Genomic DNA, 18,222 nt, shown 5'->3' with positions numbered 1-18,222 from the left:
TGCCGTGGTGGTGGCGCCCTGTTTCCCGCCGGCGGCCGGAAATCTCACAATGGCATAAAATCCGCCTACGTGTCGTGGCGATGGAACCAAAGCGCTACTCGGGTTACTCAATCACAGGGGCTGTTGAATCTCCTATGGGCCCGATATCGGACACGCCGGATTTATTGGCTGCATGACAATCTCATCGGTTACCCCTTCCTCGCCGTTCGTCTCTCTCGACGCCTTCGCCCAGGCGGCGCAGAGCGGCCAGGACATCTACGTCGACATCGCGGGCGAAACACTGCGGGTGTTGGGCATGGGCACCACGCCCGGCGGCCGCAGCGTGGCGTGGGTCGCGCCCAATGTCGACACCACCGCGATGTTCGCGCAGGCCCTGGCGCACAGCTACGGCCAGGGCATCGCCAGCGCGGTGTCGCGTGAACTGGGCCTGGAACCGAATCCCGGCAAGCCGCTGTCCGCGCGCACCGTCACGCTGGCGCTGGATATGGCGCAAACCTCTCGCGACGCCCTTTCCGGCGTCGACTTCCTGACGCGCCTGGCCCTGTCGGCCAGCAACGGGGCGCCTGCCTTCCAGCAAGCCTGTAGCGACGCCGGCGTGGCGCCCGCCAGCCTGGACGCCGCCCGCCGCGGCGCGCTGGACCTGGCCATGCAGGCCCGCTTCGACCAGGCCGCCCAATCCGGTCAGAGCCCGGTCTCCCTGGCCACCGCCGCCGCCTGGCTGCGCGACCTGCTCAAGACCGGCTGAGGGCCCGCGCGCCCTTGCGGCGTCGGATTCCGTCCCTCGAAATATCACCCGGATTGGCTTACTTGTTTTTACATATCTGACTTAAAAAAAGCTACTTTTGCCTCAATATTTCCATTTTCGAAATATTGTGACACCGGTAAGCTGCGATAATTCGCGGCACGCCGGTAGTAACTTGTAGCTTAATACACGTTTCTTTTCCCAATCCATGACCCATCCCAGCGACTGCACAGCCGCTTCCCAGGAAGCGGATTTGCCGCCCGTTCGCGCCGACGGCGAGGGGCAGGGATGGGATTCGGGCGAGGAATACCTGCTGCGCGACCTGGTGCGGGAACACGCCACACGGCTGCAACGCTTCATCATCAAGCACATCGGCAATACCACCGAGGCCGAAGACCTGGCGCAGCAGGCCTTTGTCGAAGCGGCCCGCTCGTACCGCAGCTTCCGCGGCGAATCGCAACTTTCCTCCTGGCTCTACGGCATCGCGCTGAACCTGGTGCGCAACTACCTGTCGCGCGCGCCGGAACGGCGCCATGACTTCGTCAGCGACAGCGTGCTGGCCGAGCATGCCGCCAGCGACCTGTCGCCCGAGCGCGTGCTGGAACAGAACCAGACCATGGCGCTGCTGCAGGAATCGCTGGACGAACTGCCCGACAACATGCGCGACATCCTGCTCATGGTCGGCGTCGACGAGATCTCGTACGAAGATGCCGCCGCGATGCTGACGGTGCCCGTCGGCACCGTGCGCAGCCGCCTGTCGCGCGCGCGCGCGGCGCTGCGCGACAAGCTGGCCCAGAAGGGGCTGCGGCTCGACGACTGAGCCGCCCCCCCGCGCGCCGCCGTCAGCGCTACGGCGCCCTGCCCGTCCCGGGCGCCGCCACCGGCTCGACCTGGATCACCGGCCCCTGCTGTGCGTTGGACTTGCCTTCCAGCACCGGCGCGGCCGTGGGCGTGCCATCCAGCCACTCGGAGGCCCGCACCGGGCCGCTGCTGCGGCGCAGTTCCACATTCGGTCCGAACACGATGCGCGTGCGCTGGCTCTGCGCCAGATCGAGGTATTGGCCCGCCGTCATGCGGTCGCCCCCCCAGGTGGCGTTAAGCATGGGACCGGTGCCGGCCCCGCCCGGCGTGGCCACCACTTCGCCGTTGATCGCGACCACTTTGGGGCGGATCAGGAACAGGCGCTCGCGCCGCTGCACGGTCTTGGACTTGTTCGAGAACAACAGCCCCAGGCCCGGGATGTCGCCCAGGATCGGCACCTTGTCGACCTGCTCGGAATTCTGGCTGCTGTTGTAGCCGCCGATCAGCAGCGTCTGGTCATTGCCGACGATGGCCAGGGTGCTGATGTTGCTCTTGCGCACCGTGGGCAGGTTGTCGATCTGGCGCTCTTCCTGGATGCGGCCATCCTCGATGTCGACCGTCAGCTCGACGCGCGCGCCATTCTTCGATTCGATATGGCGCGGCGTCACGCGCAACGACGTGCCCACGGTCACCGGCGTCACGGTAGCCACGCGCTCGCCACGGGTCTGGATATAGAAGGTATCCGACAGGTCGATCATGGCGCCCAGGTTGTCGGCCGTCAGGATCGACGGCTGCGACAGGATGTTGGCCTGGCCCTTGGTCTGCAGCGCGCGCAGGCGCGCCGCCAGCGTGTTGCCGACGCTGACGCCGATGGTGCCGGGCGACAGCGCCGCGCCGCTTTCCAACGGCAGGCCGCCGCTGGGGCTCAGGCCCAGGTTGCCATAGCCGAAGGTGGTGGAGCCGGCGCGCGCGCCCCAGGTCACGCCCAGCTCGCTGACCAGGTCGGAGTTGACGTCCACGATCATGGCCTCGATCTCGACCAGCGTGCTGGGCAGGTCGAGTTGCTCGATCAGGCTGCGGTAGATGGGAATGCGGTCCGGGATGTCCTGCACGATGATGGCGTTCAGGCGCGCATCGGCCTGCACGGTGGGCTCGCGCAGGCGCAGGCCCGACTTGCCGGTGCTGGCGGGCGCGGTTGGCTGGCCGCCCGCCTGCCCGGCGGGCGCCGCGCCGCCATCGCCGCCGACCTGCGGGAACGCCGGCGGATTGTCGCGCAGCGGCGCCGCGATCGCGGCCAGGGTCTCGTTGTTGGCGCCGCCGCCGCCGCCCGTGATCAGGTTGCGCAGCACCGTCGACAGGCCCGGCGTCACCACCTTCTGGTCGCGGTAGCTGATGGTGCGGTCGTTGACCGAGGCGTGCTTGAGCCGGAACACCGCCACCTGCTGGCCACCGGCGCCCATCGGCAGCGCGGCCACGGTGCGTTCCACCAGATCGACATAGCCCGGCGGGCCCGACACCAGCGCGATGCCCTGGTCGGGCAACTCGCCCCAGCCAAAGCGCGGGTCCAGCACGCCCAGCTGCTGCAGCGCCTGGCGCAGGGCGCTGATGGAACTACCCATGGCGCTGACCGAACGCGTCTTCATGTCATTGGTGCGGCTGACGAACAACGTGCCGGCATAGACGAACCAGTTAAACCCATACACGCCGCCCAGGCGGTCCATGAACTCGGTTGGCGTGTTGGCATTGAACTTGCCGTTGACCGTGCCGGTGACATTCGGGCCCAACTGCAACGACAGGCTGAAGCCGCCGGCGAACTCGCGCAGCAGCGTCTGCAAGTTCTCGTCGCGGGCATAGTAGCTGTAGGGCACGTTCGGCCAGTTCGGCGCGGCCTGCGCGCTCGCCGCCAGGCCCAGCGACAACGCGGTCGCCAGAATCATCCGCTTCAACACTCTCTCTCCTCGGGCGCCACGCCCGTCACGCTTGTTCATGCCAGCCGCCGCACGGCGTCGGCCCAAAAGGAAAGCGCATTGGTGAACGCGCCCAGGGCTTCGTCCAGCGCCAGTTCGCCGCTGCCGGGCTGCAGCGACTGCTGCAGCCACAGCGCGCGGCCCTGCGGGTCGACCACGCAGGTGGCCGCGTGCCGCGCCAGCATGCCCGCGGCCAGCTTGCCGATTTCGGTCACCAGCCGGTCGCGGTCGAGATCGCCGGCCGGCAGCGCGCACAGGCGCGCGCTCATCGCCAGCCAACCGTCGCGCGCCGGCTGCAGATGCACGCGGTAGGTCTGGTCGACCACCACGGTGAGGCGGCCATCGGCACGGGTCGAAGGCGGCAGGCCGTGCCGCGCCGCGTAGGCGGATATCAGGGGATGTTGGGGTGCATTCATGTCGGGTCGTCCGGATTGCCGGCCAGCTTCCTGACGAGCCGCAGGACTTCGGCGACCGGCTCGATCAGTTCGCTGGGGATGTATTGGTCGGGCTGCGCGGACGCCATCAGCGCGCGCGCCAGGGGAATGTTCTGCATCACCGGCACGCCGGCCTCGCGCGCCGCGGCCATCATCTGCTCGGCCAGCGCGCCTTCGCCCTTGGCCAGCACCACCGGCAGCGGCGTCTCGTCGGGCTCGTAGTAAATGGCCACCGCCAGGTGGGTCGGGTTGGTCACCAGCACCGACGCCTTGCGCGTGCTGGCGACCGCGCCGTGCATCACCATCTCCTGGTGCAGGTGCTTGCGTTTGTGCTTGATGTGGGGGTCGCCCTCCATCTCCTTGAACTCCTGCTTGATGTCTTCCTTGCTCATCATCAGCCCCTTGCGGTACTGCATGCGTTGCCAGACGAAATCGGCCAGGGAAATCACCACATAGGCCACCGCGATGTTCACGATCAGCGTGCGCATCATGCCGCCCACGCCCGCCTCCAGGCCCGCCAGGCCGCTGTGCGGCACGGCCATCAGTTCCGGCAGCGCGTCGCGCACCACCAGCGTCACCAGCACCGACAGGAAGGCGATCTTGATGACGGATTTGAGCAGCTCGACCAGGTTCTTCTTGGAAAAGATGTTCTTCAGGTTGCTCATCACGTTGAGCTTCTTGGCCGAGGGCTTGAGCTTCTCGAACGCCAGCACCACGCCCACCTGCAGGAACTCGGCGAACATGCCCACGATCAGCACGATCAGCACGAACGGCAGCACCAGGTAGACGGCTTCGCGCAGGGCGGCCTCCAGCGCCACGGGCAGCGCCTGTTCGAACGGCTGCCCCACCAGCGTGGACGGGATCAGGATCAGCCGGCCCAGCGCCTCGACGATGCCGTGGGCATTGCCCAGCAAGTAGCCGAACAGCGCCAGCACCAGCAACGTCTGCGTGAAGTCCTTGCTGTGCGCGACGTCGCCCTTCTGGCGCGCTTCGCGCAGCTTCTTGTGGGTGGGCTGTTCGGTCTTTTCGCCGCTCATGGAGCCCGCCATTGGTTGTCCAGGAACGGCAGCGCCGAACCGATCTGCCCCGTGGCCTCGGCGGCATACTCGAACAGTGTGCTCATGTAGAGCACCATCACCAATAGCGCCAGCGCGCTCTTGATCGGCATCGCCAGAAAGAACACCTGCAACTGCGGCGCGAAGCGGCTGACCAACGCGAGCCCGACTTCGGCCAGGAACATCGAGATGATGGCGGGCGCGGCGAACAGCAGCGTCAGCCGCAGGAAGCGACCCAGCTGGTCCAGCATCAGGGGCACGCTCTCGCGCCGCAGGGTCGGCGCCCAGTCCCACAGGTCCCACAGGCGAAAACTGTCGTACAGCATGGTCAGCATCAGCATGAAGCCGCCGCCCACCAGGAAGAACACCATGAAGGCCTGGTTGAACAGGATGCCGAGCGGCGACGAGTCGTTGCCGGTGGCCGGGTTGATGGTGGCGCCCAGGCTGGCGCCGCGCTGATTGTCGACCACGAAGCCCACCGCCTCGAAAATCCAGAACGGAATCGCCACCAGGAAACCCATCACCAGGCCGATGAAGACTTCCTTGGCCACCAGCAGCACCAATTCCACCGCGCCCAGCTCGATCACGGCATAGCGCGGCGCCAGCGCGGGAACCAGCACGAGGCCGATGGCGGCGCACAAGGCGTAGCGCAGCATGCCGGGCAGCAGCTGGCGGTTGAACAGCGGCAGCATCGCGCACAGCGCCAGGATGCGCGGCTGCGTCAGCGCCAGCGTACCCAGGAAGACTTTCGCTTCGGCGTAGGTGATGCCCGAGATCATGGTGGCGCGCCGCTCCTAGTGGATCTTGTAGAAGAGGTCGAATACGGAGATCGTGAAGTTGTAAAGCTCGGCGCTGAGCCAGCGCGCCGTCAGCAGGATCGTGGCGAACACCGCGATCAGCTTGATGGCGAACGACAGCGTCTGTTCCTGGATCTGCGTCAACGCCTGGAACAGCGAAAACAGCGTGCCCACGATCGCCGCCACGGCGATCGGCGGCAGCGACAGCCACAGCACCAGGTAGAGCGCCTGGGTCATGTAAGAGACGAGGTCGACGGTGCCCATGGCGGCCTCAGGTATAGGACAGCACCAGGCCCTGGATCAGCCGCGTCCAACCGTCGACCATGACGAACAGGAACAGCTTCAGGGGCATGGAAATCGTGACCGGCGACACCATCATCATGCCCATCGCCAGCAGGATGTTGGAGACGATCAGGTCGATGATGACGAACGGCAGATACAGCAGGAAGCCAATCTGGAACGCGGCGGTCAGCTCCGACAGCAGGAACGACGGGATCAGCACCAGCAGGTCGTCTTCCTTGAGGTTGCGGGCCTGCTGCTCGCCCCACAGGCCGCGCGCGGTGCGCAGGAAGAAATCGCGCTGCTCCGCGCGGCTGTTCTTGAGCATGAAGGCGCGCATGGGCTCGGCGCCGCGCGCCACCGCGTCCAGGATGCCTTCGAGCCGGTCCGGCTCCGGCGTGCCCGGCGCCACCGCCGCCGGCGGGGCGCGCAGTTCGTCGCCGATCTGCATCACCACCGGCCCCATGACGTACGCGGACAGGATCAGCGCCAGCCCGTACAGCGCCATGTTGGGCGGCACCTGCTGCACGCCCAGGGCATTGCGCACCAGCGTCAGCACCACCGCGATCTTCAGGAACGAGGTGGTCATGACCGCGGCCAGCGGCACCAGCGCCAGCAGCGCCAGGACGACCGCCAGGCTGATCGGATCCGCGCCGCTCATGCGCCCGCCTTGCCCAGCCGATGCAGCGTGACGCCGATGCGGCCGTCGATCTCGACCAGCTCGCCGCTGCCCACCAGCGCGCCGTTGGCGCGCACCAGCACCGGGCCATCGGCCAGCGGCCGCGCCAGGTCGAAGGTCTCGCCGGGTTGCAGTTGCCGCAGCTCGCCCAACGTAATCTGGCGTTCGCCCAGCTCGAACGTCAGTCGGACGGGGATGGCGTCGATATCGAGCGGTGTCTGGGCGCCCGCTTCGGCGTCCTGCGACGGTTGCGGCGTCTCGGTCATGAGGGAAGTCCAGCCTTGGGTAACGAGGTATGAGGAATCCTGGCGGCGCACGCGCAGCCCCTGGCCGCCGGCGCCCAGCCACAGTTCGCCGTCGGGCGACACCAGATAGTGGTCGAGAAAAAGGGTGTCGCGCGGCGCCAGCCCGCGCAGTTCGGCGGCGCCCAGGTCGGTCCAGCCCAGGCAGGCGGCGATGCGCACCGGCACGGCATCGGTATCGATCTCATTGGCCGTCGGCGCGGCGCGGCCGACCAGGCCGGCCAGCAGCATCAGACCCAGCCCATCCGCCGCCAGCGTGGCGTAGATCGTCTCGCCGCTGGCGGGATGGCGCGCGGCCAGCGTCCAGTCATGCGCCAGCGTCGGCGCGGGGGTATCGCGGCCCACCACCCGCAGCGGACCGCCGGGCGATGCCTCGCCCAGCCCCGCGACCACTTCGGCCAACAGCGTCTCGATGGCGGCCGATGCCAGGGCCGGCGGCAGTTCGCCCGCGTCCAGGTCCGGCAACCGCGCCGCCAGCCAGGCCGCGGCGGCCCCCGCTGGCAGGCCCAGGCGCAACCGCGCGCCGGCCCATTCCAGGTCCGCCGACAGCGTGGCCGACTGCCGCAAGGCGTCGGGCACCCCGGGCGTAAAGCCCAGGCGCCAGCGTGTGGGCTCGGCATCGCCGCCGGCCAGCGGCGCCAGGGTGACCGCCAGATCGGCGCCATGGCGGGCCACCAGCGAACGCGCGCGGGCCTCGTTGCCGGACAGGCGCGGCAAGGGCGGCGGGGACGGAGAGAGAAGCGTGGTTTCGGTCATGGGTTCCAGCAATCAACGGAGCGGCGCGTCGGCGTCGGTCTCCGCCAGGCAGGGGTCTTCCGGGTCGTCGGTGGCGACGCGCACGCGCGTCGGCCGGCCCAGGCTCTCGGCCAGTTGTTCGGCCAGCGGCCGGGCCAGGGCGGTGAGGCGCTCGCGCGAGGTTTCGAGGGCGCAGATGAAATCGGCGATCACGCGTCCTTCGGCCTCGTAGACCGACACGCTCACCCCCGGCAACACCTCGTCCTTCAATTCCACCCGCACCTGGCGCCGGCCCTGGCTGCCATCGGCCACCAGCAGCTGCTCGGCGCTGCCCAGCAGGGCCTCGGCCAGCGCCCGGGACGGCCCGTCGGCGGGCGGGGCGGCATCGCCGCGCACAGCGCCGAACAGCGAAAACGGCGTGGGCGCCGCGGGCGGGGCCGGACGCGGGTCGTCGCCGTCCCGCGCCAGGGCCTGCTCGAATGCGCGGCGATCGGCATCGCTGGCCTGGCGGCCAGCCGCCTGCCCGTCCGACTGGGTCAACCCCGAACCCTGGGCAATCGCGGTGTCCAGGCCGATGCGTCGGTCGATGCTCATGCCGGCTCGAACTCCTCGTGCTGCTCCCAGTCCTCGCGGTCGCGCGATAGCGATGCGGCCTCTTCCATCTCCATGTCTTCCTTGTGCTCCAGTGCCTTCAGGTGCTCGGCCAGGTGAATGCTGGCCAGTTCCACGAACTTGCCCGTCAGGCGCACCGCCTGCTGATGCTGGTCGCGGCGCTCGGCCAGCGCCTGGGCTTCGTCGCGCAGGCGTTGCGCGGCCTGGTCCAGCGCCTGCTCGCGCTGGCGCTCGCCTTCGCGCAGGCCAGCCACGCCCTGCAGCACGCTCTCGATCTCGCGCACCCGCACCACCCGGCTGCACAGGTCGCGGTACATGGCGCGCTCACGCCGCTCCGACTCATCGCGGAAATCCGCCAGCGCTTGCTCGGACGCCTGGCGCGCGGCCTCGGCCTCGGCGTGCCGCAGGCGCTGGCGCGACACCGCGATCTCGGCCTGGCCTTCGCGAAAGCGCTTGATGGCGAGCAATTCGTCGAACACGCTCATGCCGTCCCCACGATGCCGGACATCTGCGCCAGCGCCTCGGGCAGCGTGGCGCGTTCATCGGTGCGCTGCCGCAGGAACTGGTTGATCGCGCCGATCTTGTCGATGGCCTCGTCCGTCACGGCGTCGCCGCCGCGCTTGTATTCGCCAATCTTCACCAGCAGCTCGACTTCCTGGTACTTGGCCATCAACTCGCGCAGCCGGCCGGCGGCGCGCTTGTGCTCGGGCGTGATGACCGCGTTCATGACGCGACTGGCGGAGGCCAGCACGTCGATCGCCGGATAGTGGTTGGCCGCGCCCAGCTTGCGCGACAGCACGATGTGGCCGTCGAGGATGGAGCGTGTCTCGTCGGCGATGGGCTCGGTCATGTCGTCGCCCTCCACCAGCACGGTGTACAGCGCGGTGATCGAGCCGTGTTCGTTCATGCCGGCGCGCTCCATCAGCTTGGGCAGCGTGGCGAATACCGATGGCGGATAACCGCGGCGGGTCGGCGGTTCACCGGCGGCCAGGCCGATCTCGCGCTGGGCGCGCGCAAAACGCGTCACCGAGTCCATCAGGAACAGCACGCGCTTGCCCTGGTCGCGGAAGTATTCGGCGATGGCCGTGGCCACGTAGGCGGCCTTGGCCCGCTCCATCGACGACTTGTCGCTGGTGGCGCAGACGATCACGCTCTTGCGCCGGCCTTCGCGGCCCAGTTCGTGCTCCAGGAATTCACGCACTTCGCGGCCACGTTCGCCGATCAGCGCCACCACCGTCACGTCCACCGCCGCGCCCTTGACCAGCATGCCCATCAGCGTCGATTTGCCGCCGCCGGCGGCCGCGAAAATGCCCATGCGCTGGCCTTCGCCGCAGGTCAGCACGCTGTCCAGCGCACGCACGCCCAGTTCCAGCGGTTGCGAGATGATGCGGCGCTTGAGCGGATCGGGCGCTTCGGCAAACACGGGGTAGAACTTGCTGGCCTCCAGCGGCCCCAGCTCGGCCTCGTCCAGCGGCCGGCCCAGTCCATCCAGCACGCGGCCCAGCAGGCCCGGCCCCACGGGCACCATGTGGGCGCGGCCGGTGGGGATGACCTCGGTGGCGGTGGAGATGCCGTACATGTCGCCGATCGGCGTGAGCAGCGCGGCGTCGCGCGCGAAGCCCACCACTTCACCCTTCATCTCGAAGTTCTCGCCCGGATTGCGCAGGATGCAGACCTCGCCCACCTTCACCGACGGCACCACTGCCTTGATGATGGTGCCGATCACCTGGGTCACGCGGCCCTTGATGCGCAGCGTCGGCGTGTCCTGCAGCGCCAGCTCCATCATTTCGGAGATGTAGTCGAACTGGCGCATCGCTAGACCCGGCTTCCCAAGGTGCGCTGGAAGGCCTGGCGCAGCGCCTGGATCTGCCCTTCCAGGCTGGCCTCGACCATGCCGATCTCGCTTTCCAGGATGCAGGCGCCGCGCGCCAGCCGGCCGTCGGCCAGGATGTCCAGGTAGCCGACACCCGGATACGCGGCCAGCAGGTCGTTGATCTGCTCGCGCACCGTATCGACCTCGGCCGGATTCAGGCGCAGGGTCATCTGCTTCTGGTTGCGCACCACCGCCAGGGCATTGCGCACCACCACCATGACCTTCTCACGATCGTCGAAGCCATCGACCACCTTGCGCACGGCCGACATCACCAGTTCCACCATCTCGTTCTCGACGCCGGCGAAATACTCGACCGTGCGGCCGACGGTTTCGATCATCTTCTCGGCCTGGTCCAGCAGCGCCGTTTCGTGGCCCTCGTCATAGCCGCGCTGGCGCTCGGCCTCGAATGCCGCCTGGGCGCCGCCGATGATCTCATCGGCGCGCGCCCGCGCCTGCGCCAGCAACTGCCCGGCGTCGGCCCAGGCCAGATGTTCGGCGGCGCGCAGCACGCGCGCGGCGGGATCGACGCGGCCCGCGCCGCCCTCGTCCGCCTGGCGCGGGGTCAGCGGATCGCGGGGAATGAGGAAAGCCATGAGGAATCCGTTTGCTTGAGCAGGGACAGGCCCAGCGCCAGCGCCTGCGGCGCGGGCAGCGGCGCCGGCGGCGTGGGCTGGTCGGGCAGTTTCAATTCGGCCCGCAACGCCAGTTCGGGGCCGGCGCCGCTCAGGGCGGCGCGCAAGGCGCCCAGGCCCAGCGTGTCCACCGCGGCGGTGGTTTCGGCCAGGGTCCAGCCGGCGCTATCGGGCAGGCCGCCGTGCAGGCCGGCGGCGGCGCGGCGCGTGAAGTCGAGCAGCTCCGCGCCGAAATGGGCGATCAGCGTCCGCACCTCGTCACCGGCAATGGCGCGGCGCAAGCGCGGACCGCACAGCACCGCGCCCAGGCGTCGGGCGCACTGCGCCAGCGCATCCGGCGCCAGCAACGCCAGCGCCAGCTCGGGCCGCGCCGCATCGACCACCGGGCGCTGGCGCAGCCCGAGCGCGTCGAGGATCTCGCGCGACCAATGCCGATGCCAGGCCGGCGCCAACGCCGGCGCCGCGGCGATCACCGCAAGCGCCGCGGGCGGCGCATAGGTCGCGTGGCGGCTCGGATGCAGGGTACGGCTGGGCAGCTGGTTGAAAGCCACCAGTCCCCGCTCCAGCAGCGCCGATGCGGACGCCATCGCTAGCGCGCCTCGGCCACGGGTTCGCGGCGTTCGGGCCGGCCGCGGCCGGGCACGCCATAGCGCCACAGCACATAGCCCAGGGCGCCGGCCAGCGCCAGCACCAGCAGAACCAGCAGCGCCAGCCACGCCAGCAGCGTGGCGGACGATCCTTCCCCGACCTCCAGGCCCAGCACCTGGCGCGTGGCGGCGCCGGCGGCCGACGCCGAAGCGGCCGGTTGCGCCGACACCAGCGCGATCGAAACCCGGTCTTCCGTCAGCCCCGGAATCGCGTGCGTCACCAGCTTGCGGATCTGCGGTTGCAAGGCGTCGAGGTTGTAGCCCGTCTGGTGCTTGATGAACACGGCGGCGGTCGACGGCGTGGTGTTCTCGCCTACGCCGCCGCGCTCGGGCAGCACCACGTGCACCCGCGCGGCCAGCACGCCATCCATCTGCGACAGCGTGTTGGTCAGCTCCTGCGACAGGGCATAGATATAGCGGGCGCGCTCTTCCAGGGGCGACGACACCAGCCCTTCCTTGCGGAAGATCTGTCCCATGCCGTCGAAACGCTCGCGCGGCAGGCCGCGGGCCCGCAGGATATCGAGCGCGCGCGCCACCTGCTGGCCATCCACCGACACCGCCACGCCGGTCTTGGTGGTGGCCTTCTGCGCGGCGATGCCCGCGTCCAGCAGCACCGACAGCACCTCGTTGGCCTCGCTTTCGTTGGCGGCCGAGAACAATTCCACGCGCGAGCCGCAGGCGGCCAGCAGCAGCGCCAGGCACAGCAGCAGCCAGCGCAGGCGCGGCAGCGCCCCGACCGGGCCAGGGCCGCGCGGCGCCGCGAGAGGCAGGGTTGTAGCGGCGTGCATTAGGACATCCTGACGAGCGAATCGATGTTCTGCGTGGTGCGCGAGACGGCCTTGCCGACCAGCTCGTACTGCACCGACACCTGCACCAGGTCGGCCTGCAACCGCAGCATGTCGGCGATGGCCGGCGCCGACGACATGGCGTCCAGGCGGCCCGCGATGTTCTGCCACTTTTCCGAATACTCGGTGGTGGTGCTGCGCAGGCTGGCCAGGATCTGGTTGCCGAGCGTGGCCGGCGCGGCGTCGACCGCGGGCGTGAAGGCAGTCTGCAGCGCGGCCTGCAGGCCGGTCAGCGCGGGCGCGCCGGCTTCGGGCGCGGCCATCAATTGCGCGAAGCGTTGCGTGACCAGCTCGGACGGCGCGGTCTTTATCGTGTCCAGCACGGGCGCCATTGCGGCGGAAAGCGCGGTGATCTCCATGATTTTCCTAGCTAAAACGTGTCGTTGTTCATTTCGTTCCGCAACCCCAGCAGCGAACGCGCCAGCACGGCGCCTTCGTCACCGGCCGCGCCCTGCGCGCAAGCCTGCAGCACGCGCGTGCTCTCGGCCTTGCGGCCAGCCAGTTGCAGGGCCAGGCCGCGCCAGGCCGCCAACAGCGCGCGCTCGCCCGCCGCGCTGGCCTCTCCCTGTTCCAGCAGTCGCACCGCCTCGTCCGCGCTACCCGCGTTCAGGCGCGCCACTGCCAGCCCCAGCCACGGATAGGCACGCCCCGGCCGAAGGGCGCGCAACGCCTGGAAGATGGCGTCGGCATGAGGCACGTCGCCGCGACCGGCGGCCAGGAATCCCACTTCGGCCAGGATGCGTGCGTCATCCGCATCAAGCACAAAAGCCGTCTCACCCGAGACGGCTGTTGCCGCGCCTGCGCCCGCCCTATCGATCATTGCATTCCCGTGTCACGAGGAGGCTCCTTTTCCCGTCAACACCAGCAGACTCGCCGCGCGCGCCCCCAATTGGGCGTAGGCGTCGTCGTCCTGGGCGGCGGCCGCCACCAATTGCAACGATTCGCGCGCGGCCTCGGCCTGCCCCAATGCCAGTTGGCATTCCGCCACGCGCAGCGTCGCTTCGGGCGCCAGCGGAAACAGCACGCCGACCAATGAATGGATCCGGATCGCTTCTTCGTAGCGTGCCTGCATCTGCAGGCACAGGGCCAGTCCCGCCAGGTAGTGCTTGCGGGTGGGACCGTACTGCGACAGAAAGGCGAACAACGGCAGCGCCTGGGCGTATTGGGCCTGCGCCACATGCGCATAGGCCATGGCGTAGATCACCTCGAGCTGGTCGGCCGTGAGCCGCTGGCTGGCCGGCAAGGCCGCCAGGCCGTCATACAGCTGCTGCCCGAAGGCGCTGCGCGAAGTCGCGGATGAGGTTTGGGACACGTGGTTTGCTCCGATATTGACGCCAGTCAGACCATGGCGCGCTTGCCGATATTGGCGGTGACCTGGCTCATGCTGTCGGCCGCCGCATTGATCATCTTGCTGACCATCTGCATCGATTCGTCCATGGCCTGCATCACGCTCTTGATCTTCTCGCGGTCCTCCTCCATCGAAGCCTGCAGCTTGACCAGCAGCGCCTCGAGCGCTTTCTTGTCGGCCAGCACCTTGTCGGCAGCCTCCTGCGCCTGCGCCGACTTGATGGTCTCGGCGCCCGTGATGACCTGCCCCGCCCCCTTTGCCACCGCCGCGGCGCCCGACGCCACCTGGCCCGCGGTCTTGACGCTGTCGGCCACGGTGCGCGCCGTTTGCGAACCGACATTGGCGGCCGCGTTGGCGCCAGCGGACACCGCCCCCGCGCCGAACGAAGCCACCGCCATCACCACCCCGACCGTAATCGTCGCGGCCAGGCCGACCGCCATCGCGATATAGCCCGCGGTCTGCGGATCGGCTCCCGCGACGACCGCGATGGCGCCAGCCATCTTGCCCAAGGCACCCGGCTCGATCAGGATGGCGCCGGTCATCAGCATCGCGGCGCCGGCAACGATGTTGCCAATCTTCTCGGCCAGATCCGGCTCCACGCCGAACGCCTGCAACAGCTTGCTCACCACCTGGGTGACCAGATTGCTGATGCTGATTTCAGGGCCGCCGCACTCGGCCGATATCTGATTGGCCAGCAGACTGACCGCCCCCGCCACCGCGATGGCCGCGAGCGTCACCATGACCGGGCCGGCCGCGCCGCCCGTGACGGCCGTGGCCGCCACCGCCGCCACCACCATCAGCGCCGCCGCGATCGCGGCCACGATGGCGCCAATCCAGCCGAAGATCTTTCCCAGGATGCCGCCCTTCTCTGCCTCCTTGCTCTTCTGGATCCATTCATCGACCTTGCGCGCCTGCTCCTCGTTGTTCTTGGCCTGCTCGATGCGGTTGTTTTCGATGTTTTCCTTGGCGCTGCGCAACTGCGCATCCTGCGTCTTGCCTTGCAGGGCGCGCAGCAGATCGACCATTTCGGCGGCAGAGAATTCACGGGCCGGCGGCGCGATGGCCGGCTTGCCGTTGGCGTTGGTCACGCCATCTCCGCCGCCGCTGCGGGCCTGCGCCACGCTGGAGGCCCACTGCGATGCCAACGCGGCCAGGTCAAGGCCGCTGGCGGCGCGCAGGGCGGCCTCGGCCGCCGCGCCGGCGGCGGCTCCAGCGCCGGACGGCTCCAGCGTCGGTGTCAATCCGGCATTGACGGTCGATGGGCGGATGTCCATGGTGTCGGTTCCTCTTCTGACGGACTCAGAGATTGCGGGCGATGCCGCGATTGGTCTCGCCACGGCTCTGCTCGATCGCGCCGAGCTTGTCGCGGATGTCGCGGATGACGTCCATCATCTGCTGCATCATGTCGTTGGCATGCTGCGCGCCGGACTCGGCCACCTTGGCCTGGGCCTCCAGCTGGGCCCTGGCGGCATCGGCCTCGCCCGCCTTGCGGTCATAGGCAGCCTGGACAATGCCGCCGACACCTCCGGCCATGCCGCTCAAGCCTTGGCCAATGCCGGAGGAATTGCTGGCAAAGCCATCCAGCCTGGCCTGCGTGACGGTCTGCTGCGCGGTCAACGGACTGGAGGTGGTGGTCATGCGGGCCGAGGCGCCCATGGCCGCCACGCCAGCGGCGCCGACGCCCGCCTGCAACGCGCCTCCCACGATTTGACTGATGCCTTGCGCCAGCGCGCCCTTGAAGCGCTCCTCCGCCGCTTCCTTGATCTTGTCGGCCGCGGCCAGCAGCGACTGTGTCTGCGCATCCAGCGATGCGGCGCGATCGGCCCGGGCCGCGTTGCGCTGTTCCTGCGATATCTTCTGCAGCAACGCCATCACCGCATACATATCGGTGTCGGCATTGGCCATCAGTTTGTTCAGCGCGTCGGCGGCGCCGGCAAAGGCGCCGCTCGCCGGCGGCGGCAGACCCAGCGCGGCCAGCTTGTCGGCCGCGCCCCCCTTGCCAATGAACTGCGCGGGGTCCAGCGCGGTGTAACCGGGAGCCGTCGCCTTGGCGGCTTCCGCGCCGGCCAGCGGGTCGAGCAACGCCGGATTGATGCCGGCCGAATTATTGACGTTGATCATCTCAATTCTCCTTGGCGCCGCGCGCCGCCAACAGATCGCGCAAGCCTCGCGCACGCTCGGCCAGCGCGGCATGGCGATCCGGTTTGCACATGGCCAGCGCCAGGTCGCAGGATTGCAGGGCGGCCGCGGGCTGGCCCATTTCCAGCAGGCATTGCGCGGCATGGAACACGGGCGCCGGCTCCAGCGGATCGAGCAGTGTCGCGGCCATGTATTGCTGCAACGCGTCGGCATGCTTGCCCATGGCCTGGGCCGCGGCCCCCAGGGCCACGAGATAGCGATGCTCGGTGTGGTCCAGAGTCACCAGGTAGGCCAGCACCTTGAGGGCATCGGCATAGCGCCCCTTCTCATACAGGCCGTAGCCCAGCGCATAGAGCGCCTCGCATTCATCGGCGGTCATGCCCTTGAGCTGGCGCAGGCTGCCCCCGCGGGCCATCTGCTCGACGATCTGGTCTTGCAGCGCTGCATATTCCTCGCCGGTCATCGGCGCCTGGGCGGCGGTATTCATCACGGGCTCCCGGAGACGTCAGGCGTCAGACCATCGTGCGCGGACGCTTGACCGGCGCGCCTGGCGCGCGCGGCGTGCTGCGCTGGCGGGCGTAGGCGGCTTCCTGCTCGACTTCGCGGTCGACAGCCTCCATGTCCTGGCGGAACAACGCCTCGGCCTCCTGGCGCTGGCGCTCGTCCATCGGTTGCGCCTGCAGCGTGGCGCGCACCTTGTCGGGATCCAGCCCGAGCTTGCGCAGGTTGTCGTCCGATGCTTCGATTGACCGCTGGGCCTCGCGCACGGCGGCTTCTGCGCGTTCGATGAGGTCCTGGATGTTCTGGTCGTGGGTGTCGGCCATTGCCGTTCTCCGGATTGCGAGCGGGTGGAAAGGAGAGTCAGCGCATATTGCCGATGATCGACGAACGGCTGTCCTGCATCTTCTTGATGAAGTTGGTCATGGTGTCGAAGGCTTCATTGCGCTTGTTCGACAGGCTCTGCAGGCGCAGCATGTCCATCTGCTGGCTGTTGCTGGCCGAGTCGAGCTTGCTCTTGAGGTCCGGGATCGCCTTCTCCAGGCCTTCGCGGGTCGGCATGCCGGTCACGTTCGCGCCGACGACATTGCCGGCGGCGTCCTTGATCGGCGTGGCCGTCACCGGCGCCGGGTCCATGCCCAGCTTGAACGCCTGGGTGGCATATTCGGTGGCCAGCGTCTTGTTGGTGGGCGTGCCCGCGCCTTCGCTGACCTTGTCGCCCGGCTTGGCGTCCTTGGAGTCCAGCGTGCCCTTCATGCCGTTCAGCTTGGCCTGCATATCGTTCAGCGCGCCGGTAAGCTCGTTGCGCTTCTGCACTTCCTCGATCTGGCTCTTGAGCTGACTGTCCAGCAGCTTGGTACGCTCGGTCTGCACCATCATCAGGGCGGTCTCGATATCCATGCCGGAGATATCGGTCATGTTGATGGCGCCGACGCCGGCGGGGTTCATGTTCACGCTCATGGGAGAGGCTCCTGGTCCGGGCGAATCGCCTGGTTTCGATGTTGCGGTTGGCCGACTATGCAGCGTAAGTAACGGAACCGGGCGTCAGGTTCCACGAATCTTTTCGGAAATCGCCATCCGGCTGTCCTGCATCTTCCTGATGTAGTTGGTCAGCATGTCGGCGGACTCATTGCGGCGGTTCATCAGCGCCTGCAGCCGCAGCAGCTGGTCCTGTTGCAGATTCGAAGCCTCGTCGATGGCGCCCTGGACCCGGGTCACCGCTTTGCGCAATTCGCCATATTCCGAGTCGTAGCGGATGCCGCCCGGGCAACGATTAAGGGTTTGCCCGGGGTAGTCGGGCGTCATGAAACCGTCGTGGCCCGCCATCCGGTCGACCAGTTGCGCGGCCAGCAAGTGGCCGCGCAGGTCTGCCTTGTCGCGCCATTGCTCCAGCAGGTGGGCCTGCTCCGAAGGCAAATAGGCGCGGGCAAAGTCTTTCATGTCGCCCATGTGGCCGAACAGGCGCCAGGTATTGCTGTCGGAGGCGAATCCCAGGTTGATGCCGGCCTCCGCCGCCGCCCGGTTGATGAGGTCGGCCTGGCGATAGCTCCAGCCGCCGCTGGCGTCATCCCATTCCTTGTCGTACTTGGCGCCCGCATTGAACTGCGCCTGCACCGCTTTCAGGCCGGCCTGCACGATGTTGAGCAACTCCAGGCGCCGGTTCAGCGCGCGTAATTCCTGGATCTGCGTCTCGACCTGCTTGTCCAGCAGACGGGCGCGCTCGCCCTGCACGCTGAGCATCGCGGTCTCCTGGTCGGCGCCCACCAGGTCAGCGCCGCGCACGCCGCTGGAACTCTCCAGGCCTACGCCTCCCAGGCTCGGCTGACTGGCATTGGCT

At 68.4% G+C, this 18,222-nt stretch carries 24 protein-coding genes; 2 read left to right on the top strand and 22 right to left on the bottom strand.

The genetic code is table 11. The annotated features are described in order from the left end of the window. Positions 1-172 precede the first annotated feature (172 nt). On the top strand, positions 173-745 hold the full coding sequence (locus HV742_RS15825; protein WP_049071249.1) for a BspR family type III secretion system anti-sigma factor: 573 nt from the start codon (positions 173-175) through the stop codon (positions 743-745). Between the two features lie 250 nt (positions 746-995). Further along, complete coding sequence (locus HV742_RS15820) at positions 996-1,562, top strand: RNA polymerase sigma factor (RefSeq protein WP_049071248.1); 567 nt, start codon at positions 996-998, stop codon at positions 1,560-1,562. Between the two features lie 28 nt (positions 1,563-1,590). On the opposite strand, the gene sctC is transcribed toward HV742_RS15820, so the two are convergent. The 22 genes from sctC to HV742_RS15710 form a co-directional block, all read right to left on the bottom strand. Next, positions 1,591-3,480 (bottom strand): type III secretion system outer membrane ring subunit SctC, encoded by a 1,890-nt coding sequence (gene sctC, locus HV742_RS15815; RefSeq protein WP_059269292.1) that lies wholly within the window; start codon positions 3,478-3,480, stop codon positions 1,591-1,593. Positions 3,481-3,527: 47 nt separating this feature from the next. Continuing rightward, entirely contained in the window at positions 3,528-3,926 is a 399-nt protein-coding gene (locus tag HV742_RS15810) for a CesT family type III secretion system chaperone (RefSeq protein ID WP_175145871.1), read from the bottom strand. After that, entirely contained in the window at positions 3,923-4,981 is a 1,059-nt protein-coding gene (sctU, locus tag HV742_RS15805) for a type III secretion system export apparatus subunit SctU (protein ID WP_054416415.1), read from the bottom strand. The genes HV742_RS15810 and sctU overlap by 4 nt, the downstream gene beginning before the upstream one ends. Continuing rightward, entirely contained in the window at positions 4,978-5,778 is an 801-nt protein-coding gene (gene sctT / locus HV742_RS15800; RefSeq protein ID WP_049071242.1) for a type III secretion system export apparatus subunit SctT, read from the bottom strand. Before sctT ends, sctU begins: the two co-directional genes overlap by 4 nt. Before the next feature lie 15 nt (positions 5,779-5,793). Beyond that, positions 5,794-6,060 (bottom strand): type III secretion system export apparatus subunit SctS, encoded by a 267-nt coding sequence (gene sctS / locus HV742_RS15795; RefSeq protein ID WP_049071240.1) that lies wholly within the window; start codon positions 6,058-6,060, stop codon positions 5,794-5,796. Positions 6,061-6,067: 7 nt separating this feature from the next. Continuing rightward, the gene (gene sctR, locus HV742_RS15790; RefSeq protein WP_049071239.1) at positions 6,068-6,736 is read right to left on the bottom strand and encodes a type III secretion system export apparatus subunit SctR; all 669 of its coding nucleotides are present in this window, start codon (positions 6,734-6,736) and stop codon (positions 6,068-6,070) included. Next, positions 6,733-7,812, bottom strand: a complete 1,080-nt coding sequence (gene sctQ, locus HV742_RS15785; RefSeq protein ID WP_175145870.1) for a type III secretion system cytoplasmic ring protein SctQ — start codon at positions 7,810-7,812, stop codon at positions 6,733-6,735. Before sctQ ends, sctR begins: the two co-directional genes overlap by 4 nt. A 12-nt stretch (positions 7,813-7,824) precedes the next feature. Beyond that, positions 7,825-8,385, bottom strand: a complete 561-nt coding sequence (locus tag HV742_RS15780; RefSeq protein WP_063581931.1) for a hypothetical protein — start codon at positions 8,383-8,385, stop codon at positions 7,825-7,827. Continuing rightward, on the bottom strand, positions 8,382-8,888 hold the full coding sequence (locus HV742_RS15775) for a type III secretion protein (protein WP_054503473.1): 507 nt from the start codon (positions 8,886-8,888) through the stop codon (positions 8,382-8,384). The genes HV742_RS15780 and HV742_RS15775 overlap by 4 nt, the downstream gene beginning before the upstream one ends. Next, complete coding sequence (gene sctN / locus HV742_RS15770) at positions 8,885-10,216, bottom strand: type III secretion system ATPase SctN (protein ID WP_054416299.1); 1,332 nt, start codon at positions 10,214-10,216, stop codon at positions 8,885-8,887. The genes HV742_RS15775 and sctN overlap by 4 nt, the downstream gene beginning before the upstream one ends. Positions 10,217-10,218: 2 nt before the next feature. Then, positions 10,219-10,869: an HrpE/YscL family type III secretion apparatus protein gene (locus tag HV742_RS15765; protein WP_080977311.1), complete on the bottom strand. Its 651-nt coding sequence runs from the start codon at positions 10,867-10,869 to the stop codon at positions 10,219-10,221. Beyond that, entirely contained in the window at positions 10,839-11,495 is a 657-nt protein-coding gene (locus tag HV742_RS15760) for a SctK family type III secretion system sorting platform protein (protein ID WP_049071231.1), read from the bottom strand. Before HV742_RS15760 ends, HV742_RS15765 begins: the two co-directional genes overlap by 31 nt. 2 nt (positions 11,496-11,497) lie before the next feature. Further along, on the bottom strand, positions 11,498-12,343 hold the full coding sequence (gene sctJ / locus HV742_RS15755) for a type III secretion system inner membrane ring lipoprotein SctJ (RefSeq protein WP_175145869.1): 846 nt from the start codon (positions 12,341-12,343) through the stop codon (positions 11,498-11,500). Then, positions 12,343-12,759 (bottom strand): type III secretion system inner rod subunit SctI, encoded by a 417-nt coding sequence (sctI, locus tag HV742_RS15750; RefSeq protein WP_100504507.1) that lies wholly within the window; start codon positions 12,757-12,759, stop codon positions 12,343-12,345. The genes sctJ and sctI overlap by 1 nt, the downstream gene beginning before the upstream one ends. 11 nt (positions 12,760-12,770) lie before the next feature. Next, a complete protein-coding gene (locus HV742_RS15745; RefSeq protein WP_254601145.1) occupies positions 12,771-13,163 on the bottom strand; it encodes a hypothetical protein in 393 nt (130 codons plus the stop codon). Between the two features lie 69 nt (positions 13,164-13,232). Next, positions 13,233-13,712, bottom strand: a complete 480-nt coding sequence (locus HV742_RS15740; RefSeq protein WP_269449578.1) for a SycD/LcrH family type III secretion system chaperone — start codon at positions 13,710-13,712, stop codon at positions 13,233-13,235. Between the two features lie 26 nt (positions 13,713-13,738). Next, positions 13,739-15,022, bottom strand: a complete 1,284-nt coding sequence (sctE, locus tag HV742_RS15735; RefSeq protein ID WP_059269286.1) for a type III secretion system translocon subunit SseC family protein — start codon at positions 15,020-15,022, stop codon at positions 13,739-13,741. Between the two features lie 25 nt (positions 15,023-15,047). Then, complete coding sequence (sctB, locus tag HV742_RS15730; protein WP_049071221.1) at positions 15,048-15,869, bottom strand: type III secretion system translocon subunit SctB; 822 nt, start codon at positions 15,867-15,869, stop codon at positions 15,048-15,050. A gap of 1 nt (position 15,870) precedes the next feature. Continuing rightward, positions 15,871-16,374, bottom strand: a complete 504-nt coding sequence (locus HV742_RS15725; protein WP_175145868.1) for a SycD/LcrH family type III secretion system chaperone — start codon at positions 16,372-16,374, stop codon at positions 15,871-15,873. Between the two features lie 25 nt (positions 16,375-16,399). Then, positions 16,400-16,711: a hypothetical protein gene (locus HV742_RS15720; RefSeq protein ID WP_175145867.1), complete on the bottom strand. Its 312-nt coding sequence runs from the start codon at positions 16,709-16,711 to the stop codon at positions 16,400-16,402. Between the two features lie 37 nt (positions 16,712-16,748). Beyond that, entirely contained in the window at positions 16,749-17,345 is a 597-nt protein-coding gene (locus HV742_RS15715; RefSeq protein ID WP_053085988.1) for a hypothetical protein, read from the bottom strand. A gap of 84 nt (positions 17,346-17,429) precedes the next feature. After that, the gene (locus tag HV742_RS15710; RefSeq protein WP_175145866.1) at positions 17,430-18,167 is read right to left on the bottom strand and encodes a hypothetical protein; all 738 of its coding nucleotides are present in this window, start codon (positions 18,165-18,167) and stop codon (positions 17,430-17,432) included. Positions 18,168-18,222 lie beyond the last annotated feature (55 nt).

This window comes from Achromobacter ruhlandii, from assembly GCF_902859695.1.
GTDB classification, from domain to species: Bacteria; Pseudomonadota; Gammaproteobacteria; order Burkholderiales; family Burkholderiaceae_B; genus Achromobacter; species Achromobacter ruhlandii.
This window is presented reverse-complemented; position numbering and strand designations above follow the sequence as displayed.